Raw genomic sequence first — 15,013 nt, 5'->3', positions numbered from 1 at the left:
ATCACCGTAGGAAAGTGTTATTGCGGCAACGCTTCCCGCGATGACCCGCGTGCTACAAGCTGCTCACATCCGGGCACGCCGGGGGCGTGAGCTATTTATGAGATCGCCGTCACACCCAGCGGCTGCGTGCGGGCGGCGCCACGGGTGCCACCCAGGCCTTCGCGTAGCGGTTGGCCGACGCCTTCTGCGGGTCGCGGCTGCGGTAGACAAGGTAAGGGCGGACCAGATATCCGGCCGGCGCGCTGAACATGTGCACCAGCCGCGTGTAAGGCCAAATACCAAGCAGTGCAAGGACTATCAGCGCATGCACCTGAAACGTCCACGGCGCGTTGGCCATCAGCTCGACCGCCGGATCCAGCGTGAAAAGGCTGCGGAACCACGGCGATACGGTCTCGCGATAGTTGTAGGTGGTGAACACGTTGTTCAGGGTGTTGAGCATCCCGCTCACCAGCGCACCTACCAGTAGCGCATACATCACCTTGTCACTGCGGGTGGTTGCCTTCCTGACCTCGGGCACCGTGACGCGCCGGTACAGCAGGATTCCCAGCCCCGTCACGACCGCGGCGCCGGCCAGCGAACCCATCGTCACGGCCATCAGGTGGTATGCCCATTCGGGGAACCCGACCGCCGACGTCCAGGATTCGGGGATCATCAGGCCGACGACGTGTCCACCGAAGACACCAAGCAGGCCGAAGTGAAACAGCGGGCTGCCCATGCGCAGCAGCCGGCTTTCGTAGATCTGCGACGACCGTGTGGTCCAGCCGAACTGATCGGTGCGGTAGCGCCAGAGGTGGCCCACGACAAACGATGTGAACGCGACATACGGCGCGGTCATCCAGAGCACGATGTTCATCGGCGACCTCCGGCGCTCAGCGGATCCATCGCGAGCGGATCCATCGCGAACGGCTCGAGTCCGACGTCTTCCTCCGGCGGTCCCTCCGCGGCCAGTTCGGCGATGCGGCGCCGGTCGGCGGTGCTGATCGGCGGCAGCGTGGCGAGGACGGCGGCGAGGATACCGGCGTAGCCAGAACCGCTGTCCCGCAGCGACAATCGGAGCAATTCCAGTACCGGCACATGTTCGGCGAGCAGCCGCTCGCCCTGCGCGGGGTCGACGGTCGCAGCGAACTCGAGCACCAGCGGCAGGTAGTCGGGCAGTTCGTCGTCGCCCAGCTGCATCCCCGCCTGGCGGTAGGCATGCTTGAAGCGCAGCAACGCCATGCCCCGCTTGCGGGTGTCGCCGTAGGCGTAGTAGGTCAGGTGCAGGCTGGCGCGCCGGCGCATGTCGAACGTCTCGACGTACCGCCCCGCCAGCTGCATCGGATCGGCGCCGCGGAACTCCTGCCGCAGAAACTCGAGTAGCGGCGCGCCCAGCGCTACGGGCAGTTGCGTTGCGGCGGCGGTCAATTCATCGGTCATCGCGAGCGTCTGGTCACTGGGGTAGTCCAGCAGCAGCGCGGCGATGCGCCACAGCAGCCGGCGGTCGCGTTCGGGAACGGCGGCGCGGGCCGGGCGCCGATTGCGGGTCAACGTTTTCACTTCGAGGGCACCAGCCCGTCGGTGCTCTTGCCGTCCCAGTTGAGTAGGTTCCTGCCGGACTTGCTGCGATCGCCGTTGTCGGTGCCGTTGCCGTTGCCGTTGGTGACATGGAATTTGTCGGCCATCGCGTCGTAGGCCGTCATTCCCGGCCCGCCGTCGCCGTCGAGGCTGCACCCGGTGGCTAGCGCGTCGAGTCGGTGCGCGTCGGACCCCGCGCCGCTGGGGATCACGTAGCGGTCGGCGTACTTGGCGATCGCCAGTAGCCGGTACATCGATTCGATCTCGTCGCCGCTTAGCCGCACCGAGTCCGGAATGGTGTCGTCGAACTCCTCGCCCAGGTTCGCCGCGCGCATGTACGATCGCATCGCCGCAAGCCGTTGCAGCGCAAGGCGAACCGGGCCGGGATCGCCGGCGGTGAACAGCTCGGCCAGGTATTCGATCGGGACGCGCAGGGCATCAATGGCGCCGAACAGGTTGTTCTTGTTCTCGCCGTCGTGGCCGGTCTTGGCCAGCACGTCGACGACCGGCGACAGCGGCGGGATGTACCAAACCATCGGCATGGTGCGGTACTCCGGGTGCAGCGGAAGCGCCAGCTGGTAGTCGACGATGAGCCGATACACCGGCGAATTCTGCGCGGCCTCAATCCACTCGCTCGATATCCCGGCGCGTTCGGCCTCCGCGACCACCCGGGGGTCGTGCGGGTTCAAGAAGACACCGAGCTGGGCCGGGTAGAGGTCCTGCTCGTCTTGGACCGACGCCGCGGCCGCGACGGCATCGGCGTCGTAGAGCAGCACCCCGATGTAGCGCAGCCGGCCGACGCAGGTTTCCGAGCACACCGTCGGGATGCCCACCTCCACGCGTGGGTAGCAGAACGTGCACTTCTCGGCCTTGCCGGTCTTGTGGTTGAAGTAGATCTTTTTGTAGGGACAGCCCGTGACGCACTGCCGCCAGCCGCGGCACTTGTCCTGATCGACCAGCACGATGCCGTCTTCGCTGCGCTTGTAGATCGCGCCGGACGGGCATGACGCGGCGCACGAGGGGTTGAGGCAGTGCTCGCAGATGCGCGGTAGGTAGAACATGAACGTCTGCTCGAATTCGAGCTTCACTTCGTCGGATAGCTTGGCCAGCAACGGGTCCCGGCCCACCTGCTCTGGCCCACCGCCGAGGTCGTCGTCCCAGTTGGCGCCCCAGGTCACCTTGGTGTCCTGGCCGGTGATCAGCGACTTGGGGCGGGCCACCGGCGTGGTGTCCATCGCGGGGGCGGACAGCAGGTTCTCGTAGTCGTAGGTCCACGGGTCGTAGTAGTCCGACACCGTGGGCAGGTCGGGGTTGGCGAAGATGTTGAGCAGCCGCTTGATCCGCGACCCCGACTTGAGCGTCAGCTTGCCGCGCTTGTTGAGCGTCCAGCCGCCCTTCCACTTTTCCTGGTCCTGGTAGCGGCGCGGGTATCCCTGTCCGGGGCGGGTTTCCACGTTGTTGAACCAGGCGTACTCCATGCCGCCGCGGTTGGTCCAGGCCTGCTTGCACGTGACGCTGCAGGTGTGGCAGCCGATGCACTTGTCGAGGTTCATCACCATCGCGAGCTGAGCCATGACTTTCATGTCAGTACTCCACTTCTTGCGAACGGCGCCTTATCGTGGTGACCTCGTCGCGCTGGTTTCCGGTGGGCCCGTGGTAGTTCAGCGCGAACGACTGCTGGGCGTAGCCGCCGATCAGGTGCGACGGCTTGATCATGATCCGGGTCAGCGCGTTGTGGATACCGCCGCGTTTTCCGGTCTTCTCGGTGCGGGGCACGTCGACCGCCTTGTCCTGCGCGTGGTACATGAACACCAGACCTTCGGGCATCCGGTGACTGACGATCGCGCGCGCATTGACCACGCCGTTGCGGTTGGTGCATTCGATCCAGTCGTTGTCCTTGACGCCGATCTTCGCCGCGTCCACGTCGGACATCCAGATCGCCTGCCCGCCACGGGAAAGCGTGAGCATGTGCAGGTTGTCCTGGTAGGCGGAGTGGATGGACCACTTGGAGTGCGGCGTCAGATACCGCACGGTGATCCCACCGCTGGTGTCGCCGACGGCCGGCTCGTCGAACAGCGCGGTCATGTCCAGGGGCGGACGGAAGATCGGCAACTGCTCGCCGAGTTCGCTCATCCAGTCGTGGTCGAGGTAGAAGTGCTGGCGACCCGTCAGGGTGTGCCACGGCTTGAGCCGTTCGGTGTTGATCGTGAACGGCGAGTACCGCCGGCCGCCCGTCTCCGAACCCGACCACTCCGGCGAGGTGTTCACCGGCACCGGCCGAGACTGCGTGTCGGCGAACGTGATTCGCCGGCCCTCGTTCTCCTTCGCGAGGTCGGCCAGCTCGGTGCCGGTGCGCCGCTGCAGCGCCTCGAACCCCTCGACCGCCAGGCGCCCGTTCGTCGTCCCGGACAGCGCCAGGATCGCCTCGGCGGCGTGGGTGTCCTTGGCCAGTGACGGCCGCCCGACGGCCATGCCGCTGACCACCGTGCCGTTGACGCCCTTGAGGTACTCGACCTCCGCGTCGGGGTGCGTCGTCACGCCCTTGGTCGTCAGCCCGACGGTTTCCACCATCGGCCCGAGCGCCGCCATCTTGTCGCCGACCGCGGGATAGTCCCGCTCGACGACGACCAGCCGCGGCATCGTCTTGCCGGGAATCGGCTCGCACTCACCGGCTTTCCAGTCCAGCACCCGTCCCCCGGGCTGCGCGGTGGCGTCGGCGCTGTCGTGCTGCAGCGGCACGGCGATGATGTCTTTGCGCTTGCCCAGGTGCTTCTCGGCCAGCCAGGAGAACCCGCGTGCGATCCGGTGGAAGGCCTCGAAGTCGGTCTTGGTCTCCCACGGCGGTGAGATCGCCGGCGAGAAGGCGTGCACGAACGGGTGCATGTCGGTGCTGGACAGGTCGTGCTTCTCATACCAGGTGGCCGCGGGCAGCACGATGTCGGAAAACAGTGTGGTGCTGGTATTGCGGAAGTCGATCGACAACAGCAGGTCCAGCTTTCCCACCGGCGCCTCGTCGCGCCAGCGCACTTCCTGCGGCCGCACCGCGTCTTCGTCTGTTGCCGCGACGTTGGAGTCGGTGCCCAGCAGGTGTTTGAGGAAGTACTCGTTGCCCTTGGCCGACGAGCCGAGCAGGTTGGACCGCCACACCGTCAGGCAGCGCGGGAAATTCTCGGGCGCGTCCGGGTCCTCGCAGGCGAACTGCAGATGGCCGGACTTCAGGCCGTCGACGACGTGCTCCGACGCGTCCTTGCCCAGCCGTGCCGCCTCGTCGGCCAGATCCAGCGGATTGCGGTTGAAGGTGGGATAACTCGGCATCCAGCCCAGCCGGCTGGCCAGGGCGATGCTGTCGGCCGCGGTCCGGCCCGCGAACCGCCCCTCGGCCAGCGGGGAGGCCATCACCTCCGAGGTGAACCGGTCGTAGCGCCACTGGTCGGTCGCCAGGTACCAGAACACCGTGCCCTGCATCTGGCGCGGCGGCCGCTGCCAGTCCAACGCGAACGCCAGCGTCGACCAGCCGGTGACCGGCCGGCATTTCTCCTGCCCGACGTAATGCGCCCAGCCGCCGCCGTTGACGCCCTGACAGCCGGTGAGCATCACCAGCGTGAGAAACGATCGGTAGATCTGGTCGGAATGGAACCAGTGATTGGTTCCCGCGCCCATCAGAATCATCGATCGGCCGCGCGAACGTTCGGCGTTGTCGGCGAATTCGCGCGCGATCCGTTCGACCGCCTTGGCGGGCACACCGGTGATCGGCTCCTGCCAGGCGGGGGTGTACGGGACGGTGGCGTCGTCGTAGTCCGCGGGCCACTCCCCCGGCAGGCCGTCGCGGTGCACGCCGTATTGGGCGAGCAGGATGTCGAAGACCGTCGTCACGCGTTGTCCGGCAACGATTTTCGTCGGTACCCCGCGGACCAGGACACCGGGCCTGTCGCCGTCGAAGCGCGGCAGTTTGACCTCGGCCATGTCGTCGCCGACGCCGTGCAGCGTCAGCAGCGGGTCCACGCCGTGCAGGTCGAGGTTCCACTTGCCCTCGCCGGACGCCGTGAACCGGTGGCCCAGCGAGCCGTTCGGCACCACCGGGTTGGCCTGCGCGTCGAGCAGCACGGTCTTGGACTCGGCCCCTTCGCTAGTGTCGCCGAGATCCGCTGCGGTGAGGAATTTTCCGGGCAGCCAGCCCCCGTCTCGCTCGGTGAGCGTCACCAGGAACGGCAGATCTGTGTAGCGCTTCACGTAGTCGGTGAAGTAGGGGGTCGTCCGGTCGACGAAGAACTCCTTGAGGATGACGTGTCCCATCGCCATCGCCAGCGCCGCGTCGGTGCCCGGTCGGGCCGGCAGCCATTCATCGGCGAACTTGGTGTTGTCCGCGTAGTCGGGCGAGACCACGACCACCTTTTGGCCGCGGTACCGGGCTTCGGTCATGTAGTGCGCGTCCGGCGTCCGGGTGACCGGAACGTTGGAGCCCCACATGATCAGGTATCCGGCGTCGAACCAGTCGGCCGACTCCGGAACGTCGGTCTGGTCGCCGAACACCTGCGGCGACGCCACCGGCAGGTCGGCGTACCAGTCGTAGAACGACAGCATCGACCCGCCGAGGAGCGAAATGAACCGCGCCCCAACGGCGTGACTGACCATCGACATCGCCGGTATCGGCGAGAAGCCGGCGACCCGGTCGGGCCCGTACTTCTTGATCGTGTGCACGTGCGCGGCCGCCGCGATCTCGGCGGCCTCCCACCACTCGGCGCGCACAAACCCGCCCTTGCCGCGCGCCGCCTTGTAGCGGGCGGACTTGACGGGATCGTCGACGATGTCGGCCCACGCCAGCACCGGGTCGTCCAGCCGCGCCTTGGCCTCGCGATAGTACTCCAGCAGGACCCCGCGGACGTACGGATAACGCACGCGCGCAGGCGAATACGTGTACCAGGAGAACGAGGCGCCGCGGGGGCAGCCGCGCGGCTCGTACTCCGGCTTGTCGGCGCCGACCGATGGGTAGTCGGTTTGCTGGGATTCCCAGGTGATGACGCCGTCCTTGACGTAGATCTTCCAGGAGCACGATCCCGTGCAGTTGACGCCGTGCGTCGAACGGACGACCTTGTCGTGTGCCCAGCGGTCCCGGTAGAAGTCGTCGGCCGACCGGCCGCCGACCTTGTGCAGCGCGCGGTGGTCCGGCGAAATCTCGCCGCGGTGAAAATATTTGCTGAAACCGAGCAACGCGTCCCCGGCGCTCTGGTAATTCGGGTTCAGATCGACCATGGCGCCTCCTCTCGAACGACGGCTATCGCGCGGTCATTTACCGAGGGTAAGGCAGGTTTTTACCCGATCAAAAATTCGCACCGACACGGTCTCACGGTTGTGCGGTTGCCGTAACACCACGGTCATATTGCGGTGTGTGAGCCGGGTCGCACTTTTGCCAGCGGCGCCGGAAAAGCACTGATGGGAGGCATGGCTGCCGGAACGTGACGGCGGCGGGCCGCGCGGCCGTCACAGCGCGGAATCAAGCATTTTTCATCTCGTTAACACATGCGTTGGGGCCCAGGGCGAGTCGCGTGTCGAGGGAGCCCGCACGGCCCGCTATGGCCCGGCTAGGGCCGTCGCGCGCCGAGCCGGAACACGCGCCAGCCCGCCCGCTGCCAGCGAGCGACGTCGAGGCAGTTACGGCCGTCGACGACGACCCGGGCGCGCACCCGGTCGGCGAGGTCGCCGGGGTCGAGGTCGACGAACTGCCGCCACTCGGTGAGTACCAGCACCGCGTCGGCGCGCTCGCAGGCCTCTTCCACCGACACCGCGTAGTTGAGCGTCGGGAAGAGTCGCTGCGCGTTGTCGAGCGCCTTCGGGTCGTACACATTGACCGCGGCGCCGTTGAGTTGCAGCTGGCCCGCGACGTTGAGCGCGGGTGAGTCGCGGACGTCATCGGACTCGGGTTTGAACGCGGCACCGAGCACGGCGATGTTGGCGCCCAGCAGCGATCCCCCGCACGCTGCGGTGGCCAGTTCGACCATCCGGGTGCGGCGGCGCATGTTGATGCTGTCCACCTCGCGCAGGAACGTCAGCGCCTGGTCGGCACCGAGCTCACCGGCGCGGGCCATGAAGGCGCGGATGTCCTTGGGCAGACAGCCGCCGCCGAAACCCAAACCCGCGTTGAGACATTGGCGCCCGATCCGCGGATCGTATCCAAGCGCATCGGCCAGCACGCTGACGTCGGCGCCAGCGGCCTCGCACACCTCGGAGATCGCGTTGATGAACGAAATCTTGGTCGCCAGAAAGGCATTGGCCGACACCTTGACCAGCTCGGCGGTCTGCAGGTCCGTCACCAGGAACGGTACCCCCGCCTGCAGCAGCGGTCCGTAGAGTTCGCGGACCGCGGCCTCGGCGTGTGTCGAATCCTGTTGAATGCCAAGCACAATGCGGTCCGGGTGCAAGGTGTCGTGCACGGCGTATCCCTCGCGCAGGAACTCCGGATTCCAGGCGACCTCGACGTCGACGCCCCGCGGCGCCAGCGTTGCGGCCCGCTGACTCAACTCGGCTGCCGTTCCCACCGGGACGGTCGACTTGCCGACGAGCACCGACGGCCGGGTCAGGCGGGGCACCAGCGTGTCGATGACGGCGTGGACGTGGCGCAGGTCGGCGCCGTACTCGCCCTTCTTCTGCGGCGTGCCGACCCCCAGGAAGTGCACGTCGGCGAATTCCGCGGCCAGGTCGTAGTCGGTGGTGAACCGCAGTCGTCCCGCCGCCAGGTTCTCGGTCAACAGCTTCTGCAGGCCAGGCTCGTAGAAAGGAATGTCGCCGCCCGCGAGCTTGGCGACTTTACCCGGATCGATATCGACCCCGATGACCTCATGTCCTAGCTCGGCCATCCCGACAGCGTGCGTGGCACCCAGATAGCCGGTGCCGAAAACGGTGCATCGCATACAACCGGTGTAGGTGGCCGCGATGAGCTAACTGCATCGTCCCGCTGAGCGACAGGCAAACGGGAGGTGACAGGTGGCCGCGGGAGCTAGTGCCCGCGGCCTCCGCCGTGGCCGCCACCGAAGCCGCCGCCGCCGCCGAAGGGGCCGCCACCGCCGAAGCCTCCGTGGCCGCCGCCGGGGAATCCACCCCCGCCGCCGCCGAACGGGCCGCCGCCGTCGTGGCCACCGCCGCCGCCGTAGTCACCGTGACCGCCGCCACCGCCGCCGGGGAATCCGCCGCCGCCGGGCCCACCGCCGATGCCGGGTATCGGCAACGGAATCGGCACCGGAATCGGCGCCACGGGCACGGGGGCCGGCGCCGGCGCGGCAGGAATCGGTGCGGGTGCCGGAGCCTCCGGGATGGGTACGGGAGCCGGGGCGGGTGCCACAACGGGCGGTGCCGGGGCCGGCGGCACCGCGACGGGAGCGGGAGCCTGCGGTGCCGGCGCCTCAGGAACTGGCGCGGGGGCGGGCGCGGGCACCGCGGCCGGGGCAGGCGCGGGAGCCGCCGGGGCCGCCGGCGCCGGCTGGGCGGGGGCGACGACGTTGTGACCGGGAACGGGCCGCACACCGGACGTCGGCCGGATGGCGATCGCAAGTGAAACGACCAGCGCCGCCACACCCACGATGAAGATGCCCGCCAGGGCGCTCCCCACCATGCCGAACGATCTCCGCTCGCCGACGTCGACAAAACCCGTCGCCGGAGCGTGCTCGCCGGTGTACGTGTCGGCAAAGTCCTCAGGGACGGCGCTGTAGGCCAGGTCCTCGCGGGCTTGTGTGCCGGGAAATTCGAAATAGCCGGGCGCGACCGCGAGCGGCTCGATGGCTCCGGTGCCGGGATCCTGAGCGTAGGCACGCGCTGCGGTGGACGAGACAAACAGCGGCGCACTCGCCGACGCCAGCGCGGCTCCGCGGGCCAGTGCCGTGTGCGGCTCCTCGGGTGCGGTCAGCGGAAGGGTGGTCGCCGCCTCCAGCGCCGGCTTGATCAACGGGATGTCGATGCCGGAGCCGACGACGAACACCGCGTCCGGGCGCGCCTGCAAGCCCTCGGCGGCGGAGACCATCGTGGCGAGCTTTGCCACCGCTGCCTCGTCGTCTTCCGGGAGGGCCTCGCGATGGACGTCGGCGATCGATCCGTCGGCGCTGTCGACGACCGCCAGGGTTGCGGTATCGGGCTCGATGTACAGCAGCGCCGTCTGGGCGTAGTTGGTCTGGTTGCCGACCGCTTGAGCCAGTGCGGCCGCGGCCAGAAAGGCCGAGACCAACATCACATTCTCGATCTTGTGCGCAGCCAGTGCATCGCGCAGGGCCGCGGCCTCGACGGGGTCGGTGAAGGTGACTCCGGTCGACGCCAGTTGGTAGCCGCCCTCGGCGGCGCCCTCGCGGGTACCCAGGATCGCCGACACCACCTGGTCGGCAGCGCTCACTGTGGCCGCGTCGTCGTCAGCGGAAACGTCGAAGTTGTCTTCGTCGACGGTGGCGCCATCCCCGTTTTCACCCTCGACCAGCACCATCCTGACTGCAGTCGGCGCCATCGACACACCAAGTACGGTGTCCAAAGCTCCTCCATGGTCGTATTGCTAGCCATCACGGCCAGGGACGTCGTCGTCGCACGCTCAACCGGCGGCGCTACGCCGCGAACTCCCCCTGGGTTCCCCAATTGCCCGATTTTACGCTCGTTCGAAGCACCGGGGTCTTGGCCGAGGCTACCCGCTACGAGCCCGGAATGCCGTGCCCGATGTGGCGGTGCAACCAGTCGTCGACGCGGTCCCTGGTGCGCGTGGAGGGGTCTTGCGGCGGCGCGTCTTTGGGGGGTGCCGCGGTTTCCGGGCCGGGGCCCGCCGACGGCGGCGGCGCGGGGGCCGGTGCGACGACGGACTTGCCGACGTCCGGCCGTGGTTCCACGTGCGGGCGGATGCCGAAGGCCAACGCGAGCGTGAGCGCGACGGTCCCGCCGACGAAGACCACCACCGCGATGGCGACCGCGACCAGAGCCTTGCGGCTGCGCCGGGCACCGGCCTCGGATTCGGGGGCGGCGCCAGTGTCGTCGTCCGCGACGTCGCTGTAGGCGAGCCCGGCTGAGCCCGAGCCGGCCGGACCCGCGTCGGGCAGCGCAGCGGTGGACGGGGCTCCCAAGTGAGCGTTCGCCGACGCCAGCGCGGCCCCGCGCGCCAATGCCATATCCGGTTCCTCGGGTGCCGTGACCGACAGCGACGTCGCCGCCGCCAGCGTCGGCTTGATCGACGGGATGTCCACGCCAGATCCCACGAGGAACACCCCGTCGGGGCGGGCTTTCATCGATTCCGCACCCGAAACCATCGCGGTCAGCTGCGCGAGCGCCGCGTCGTCGCCGTCGGGCAGGGGCCGGCGGCGCACATCGACGATCGACCCCGCGGAACTGTCGACGACGGCCAGCGTCGCGTTGGCCGGCTCGACGAACAGCAGGGCGGTGCGCGCGCAATTCGTCGCGCTTCCGACCGCCTGAGCCAGCGCCGCCGCGGCCATGAACGCCGACACCAGCATGACGTTCTCAAGCTTGTGTGCGGCCAACGCATCACGCAGCGCGTCGGCCTCGGCCGGACCAGTGAAGGCCACACCGCTGGACACCAGCTGGTTGCCGCCTTCGACGGCGCTTTCCCGAGTCCCGAGGATCGCGGCGATCACACGATCCGCCGCGGCGTCGACCGCCGCATCACCGGTGACGTCGAAGTCGTCCTGATCGACGGTCACGCCGCCGGCGCCCGCACCCTCGATGAGCACCATGCGGACTGTCTCCGGCGCCATAGAAACGCCAAGTACGATGTCCACCGTTATCTCCAAGTCCCCCAACGGATTTGCTGCGTTACACAACGCATCGCGGGGCTTGCCGATCACGGGCGCGACTAAGCCCCAGTCCGCCACCATAGCTCGACGCGGCCGTTTCGCCGCACTGACGCGCGCGGCTACCTGTGCCCGAAACCGCCGAATCCGTGGCCGCCACCGAAGCCGCCGAAGCCGTGGCCGCCGCCGAATCCGTGGCCACCGAAGGGTCCGAAGCCGTGCCCGCCGAAGGGCCCGTGTCCCCCACCGAAGGGGCCGCCGCCAAACGGACCGTGACCGCCGCCAAAGGGCCCGCGGGGACCGGGCCCACCACCGAAGGGCCCGCGGGGTGCCGGGGGTCCGATGATCGGCACGCGCGGGACGGGGACAAGCACCGGTGCCGGGATCGGCGGAGCGGCGGGCACCGCCACCGCGGCCGGCGGGGCGATGGGATGCGGCACCGCCACCGGGGCGGGCGCCTGGATTTTCGGCCTTGCAATGTCGGGTGGCGCCGGGGCGGGGGCGGGCGCAGGCGCGGGTTGGGTTGGGACGACGACGTTTTGGGCGGGGCTGGGACGTAACGCGACCGTCGGCCGGATGCTGATCGCCAGCGCAATCTCCAGCGCGACCACAGCGGTGATGAATATCACCGCGAGCGTGCTGCCCACCAGCAGGACGGACCGACGGCGTTGCGCGGCGTCATCCACACCCACGCCCGCTTCCGCGTCGTCGTCCGGTACCGCGCTGTAAGCAACGTCCGGATCGCCCGGCTCAACGGCGGCAGATGGCGCTGCGGCGCCACGGGATTCGGGCAAGTACGCGGGTAGTAGTCCAGGCGACTGCGCGGTGAGCGCCAGGGGGTCGACCTCGCCGGTGCCGGGATCCAGCGCATAACCGAGTGCGGCGGTGGACGACGAGAACAACGGCGCGTTCGCCGACGCCAGCGCCGCGCCGCGAGCCAACGCCATTTCCGGCTCGTCGGGTACCGAAAGCGCGAGTGTGGTCGCGGCCTCCAGCGCCGGCTTGATCAACGGGATATCGACGCCGGAGCCGACGACGACCAGACCGTCGGGGCGCGTTTTCAGCGATTCAGCACGGGCGGCCAGCTGGACGAGTTCGGCGACGGCCTGGTCTTCGTCGTCGGGGAGAACCCTGCGGTGCACATCGGACACCGATCCGTCGGCGGTATCGACCACGGCGAGGGTCGCGGTATACGGCTCCACGAAGAGCATCGCGGTGTTGGCGTAGTTGGTGGCGTCGCCGACTGCTTGCGTCAGCGCGGCCGCGGCCATGAACGCCGACACCAGCATGACGTTCTCGACCTTGTGCGAAATCAGCGCGTCCCGAAGCAACGCCGCCCCGACGTGATCGGTCCAGGTCACTCCGGCCGACAGCAGCTGATAACCACCCTCTTCCGCGCCTTCGCGCGTGCCGAGGATGGCCGAGACGACCTGGGTGGGCGCGGTGCGGGGCGAGTCGTCGGCGACGTCGAAGTTGTCCTGGTCGACGGCGGCCCCGTCGGCGCTTTCACCTTCGACAAGCACCATGCGGACCTTCGTCGGCGCCATCGATACGCCAAGCACGACGCCCACCACCGCTGAAAGTTCTCCCTCGACAGTCTCGTTGTTACCCAAGGATTTTGGTCCCGCAGCACCGCGCAGGACCCACGATCCGGGATTTGCTGAGCCTTATGAAGTTCTAGCGAATGGGCGGCACATCTTCTTGACCAGCCCTTATCTGTCCGAGCCTACCCCCGAGGCCGCGGGGTGGTCAGTACCCGTCGCGGTGCGTTTTCGAGTTGCACTTCGAGCCCGTCCGGACACGACGGACGGTTACTTGTGGCCGCCTCCACCGCCACTGTGGCCGCCGCCGAAGCCGCCACCTCCACCGCCGAAGCCGCCACCGCCGAGGCCGCCACCACCGCCGAGGCCGCCGCCTCCGAACGGTCCGCCGCCACCGCCGAACGGCCCACCACCACCGCCGCTGTGGCCGCCTCCGAACGGTCCTCCACCAATCGGTCCGCCGCCGGCCGGTCCGCCGCCGCCAAAGGGCCCGCCTCCGATCGGTCCGCCGCCAATCGGTCCGCCGCCAAAGGGCCCGCCGCCACTGTGACCACCTCCGCCGAGGGGCCCGCCGCCGAACGGCCCACCACCGCCAGGACTACCGGACCCCGTGCCGGGTAACGGGACGTGGACCGGAGGCGGGGCTATGACTGGCGGCTGCGGGACATGGACTGGAGGCTGGGCTACGACCGGCGGCTGCGGAATGTGGACCGGAGGTTGGGTCACCTGCGGCGGCTGCGGCACGTGGACCGGCGGAGTCACCTGCGGCGGGGTCACCTGCGGCGGCTGCGGCACGTGGACCGGCGGAGTGACCTGCGGCGGGGTCACCTGCGGCGGCTGCGGCACGTGGACCGGTGGGGTCACCTGCGGCGGGGTCACCTGCGGCGGCTGCGGCACGTGGACCGGCGGAGTCACCTGCGGCGGCGATGGCAGCTGCGGGACCTGGGCCGGCGGCTGATTCACCACCGGCGGCGATACGCGCGGCGGGAGCTGGATCACCGGCGGTCGCATCACCGTTTCGAGACCTGGCACCAGGAGCGGGGTCGCCGGAACCGGCGCCAGCGGAGGCGCCACGACAGGCACTGGAATCACCGGAGCCGCGGGAGCCGGCGGCGCCGGCATCGCGGGCGCCGCGGGCAGCGGCGCGGCTTGCGGGTGTATCGGCATAGGCGCGGCTAGGGGTATCGGGGCGTTGAGTTTCTGCGCCGGGACGGATGCCTCTAGGTGCGCGGGGGCGGGCGTTTGCTGCGTGGGGACGATTAGATTTTGGCTCGGGGTGGGTCGCAAGGCGACCGTCCCGGTCGCGCGGATGCCAATGGCCAGCGCGATTTCCAGGGCCAGCGCCGCGCTGATGCCAATGACCGCCAAACCACTACCGACCAGCAGCACCGGCCTGCGCCGGGGTTGGTTCTCCAGATCAGCAACGTCGGACCGGTCGATGACGACCGTCGGGACGTCGTCGTCCTCGTCGGGGACGGCGCTGTAAGCGAAGTCGTCGTCAGCGTCGAGAAGCCCTGAAACACTGAGGTATTCGGGCACTGAAACGGCGGCACCGGTGCCCGGGTCTTGTGCGTAGGCCAGTGCAGCGGTCGATGAGGCGAACGTCGGCGCGTTCGCCGCGGCCAGGGCGGCCCCGCGGGCCAGCGCGGTGCCGGGCTCCTCGGGCGCGCTCACTACGAGCGAGGTCGCCCATTCCAGCGTCGGCTTAATCGGGGCGATGTCGACACCCGAACCAATCAAGAAGAGGCCGCCCGGCCCCCATTCCAGCCCGTCCAGCCCCGAGATCATCTTGGTGAGTTGTGCGGTGGCCTCGGCGTAGGACTCCGCGTAGATCTGTTCTCGATAGAGGTCGACGATGGAACCGTCGGAGGTCTCGACGACGGCCAGCGTGGCGGCATCGGGCTCGACGAAAAGCACCGCCGTGCGCTCGTAACCCATTGCGCCGCCGACGAATTGACCGAGCGCCGCCGCGGCGAGAAACGTCGAGACCAGCATCACGTTCTCGAGCTTGTGGGCGGCGAGTGCGTCGCGCAGGGTTGCCGCTTCGAGTTGGTCGGTCCACGCCACCCCGACGGAGGACAGCTCGAGGCCCGCAGCGTCGGAGTCTTCGCGGGTAGCCAGGATGGCGGCCACCACGCGGTCGGACGCGCTGAC

Annotated in this window: 8 protein-coding genes and 1 pseudogene; all 9 read right to left on the bottom strand. The window is 68.8% G+C overall.

Going from position 1 to position 15,013, the window contains the following annotated elements:
- Window positions 1-109: 109 nt before the first annotated feature.
- Window positions 110-853, bottom strand: coding sequence for a respiratory nitrate reductase subunit gamma (gene narI / locus A5747_RS09385; protein ID WP_076123546.1), 744 nt, complete (start codon window positions 851-853; stop codon window positions 110-112).
- On the bottom strand, window positions 850-1,536 hold the full coding sequence (narJ, locus tag A5747_RS09380; protein ID WP_076123545.1) for a nitrate reductase molybdenum cofactor assembly chaperone: 687 nt from the start codon (window positions 1,534-1,536) through the stop codon (window positions 850-852). Before narJ ends, narI begins: the two co-directional genes overlap by 4 nt.
- Complete coding sequence (narH, locus tag A5747_RS09375; protein WP_076123544.1) at window positions 1,533-3,137, bottom strand: nitrate reductase subunit beta; 1,605 nt, start codon at window positions 3,135-3,137, stop codon at window positions 1,533-1,535. The genes narJ and narH overlap by 4 nt, the downstream gene beginning before the upstream one ends.
- A 1-nt stretch (window position 3,138) precedes the next feature.
- Window positions 3,139-6,741: pseudogene (locus tag A5747_RS09370) on the bottom strand (nitrate reductase subunit alpha); the annotation flags it as partial.
- Window positions 6,742-7,133: 392 nt separating this feature from the next.
- Complete coding sequence (locus A5747_RS09365; protein WP_076123542.1) at window positions 7,134-8,459, bottom strand: UDP-glucose/GDP-mannose dehydrogenase family protein; 1,326 nt, start codon at window positions 8,457-8,459, stop codon at window positions 7,134-7,136.
- 86 nt (window positions 8,460-8,545) lie between these two features.
- Complete coding sequence (locus A5747_RS09360; protein WP_233147999.1) at window positions 8,546-10,033, bottom strand: hypothetical protein; 1,488 nt, start codon at window positions 10,031-10,033, stop codon at window positions 8,546-8,548.
- A 178-nt stretch (window positions 10,034-10,211) separates the two neighbouring features.
- Window positions 10,212-11,306, bottom strand: a complete 1,095-nt coding sequence (locus A5747_RS09355; protein WP_076123607.1) for a hypothetical protein — start codon at window positions 11,304-11,306, stop codon at window positions 10,212-10,214.
- 134 nt (window positions 11,307-11,440) lie between these two features.
- A complete protein-coding gene (locus A5747_RS09350; protein ID WP_083700265.1) occupies window positions 11,441-12,892 on the bottom strand; it encodes a hypothetical protein in 1,452 nt (483 codons plus the stop codon).
- A 237-nt stretch (window positions 12,893-13,129) separates the two neighbouring features.
- A partial coding sequence (locus A5747_RS25050; RefSeq protein WP_076123540.1) for a hypothetical protein occupies window positions 13,130-15,013 on the bottom strand: 1,884 nt, incomplete at its 5' end.

Source organism: Mycobacterium sp. IS-836 (assembly GCF_001954275.1).
Taxonomy (GTDB): domain Bacteria; phylum Actinomycetota; class Actinomycetes; order Mycobacteriales; family Mycobacteriaceae; genus Mycobacterium.
Note: the sequence above shows the minus strand (reverse complement) of the source record. Positions and strands in the feature narration are given on the sequence as shown.

Coding starts and splice junctions, on each gene's coding strand:
- narI (WP_076123546.1), bottom strand. CDS start 853: ATGAACATCGTGCTCTGGATGACCGCGCCGTATGTCGCGTTCACATCG.
- narH (WP_076123544.1), bottom strand. CDS start 3,137: ATGAAAGTCATGGCTCAGCTCGCGATGGTGATGAACCTCGACAAGTGC.
- A5747_RS09365 (WP_076123542.1), bottom strand. CDS start 8,459: ATGCGATGCACCGTTTTCGGCACCGGCTATCTGGGTGCCACGCACGCT.
- A5747_RS09360 (WP_233147999.1), bottom strand. CDS start 10,033: ATGGCGCCGACTGCAGTCAGGATGGTGCTGGTCGAGGGTGAAAACGGG.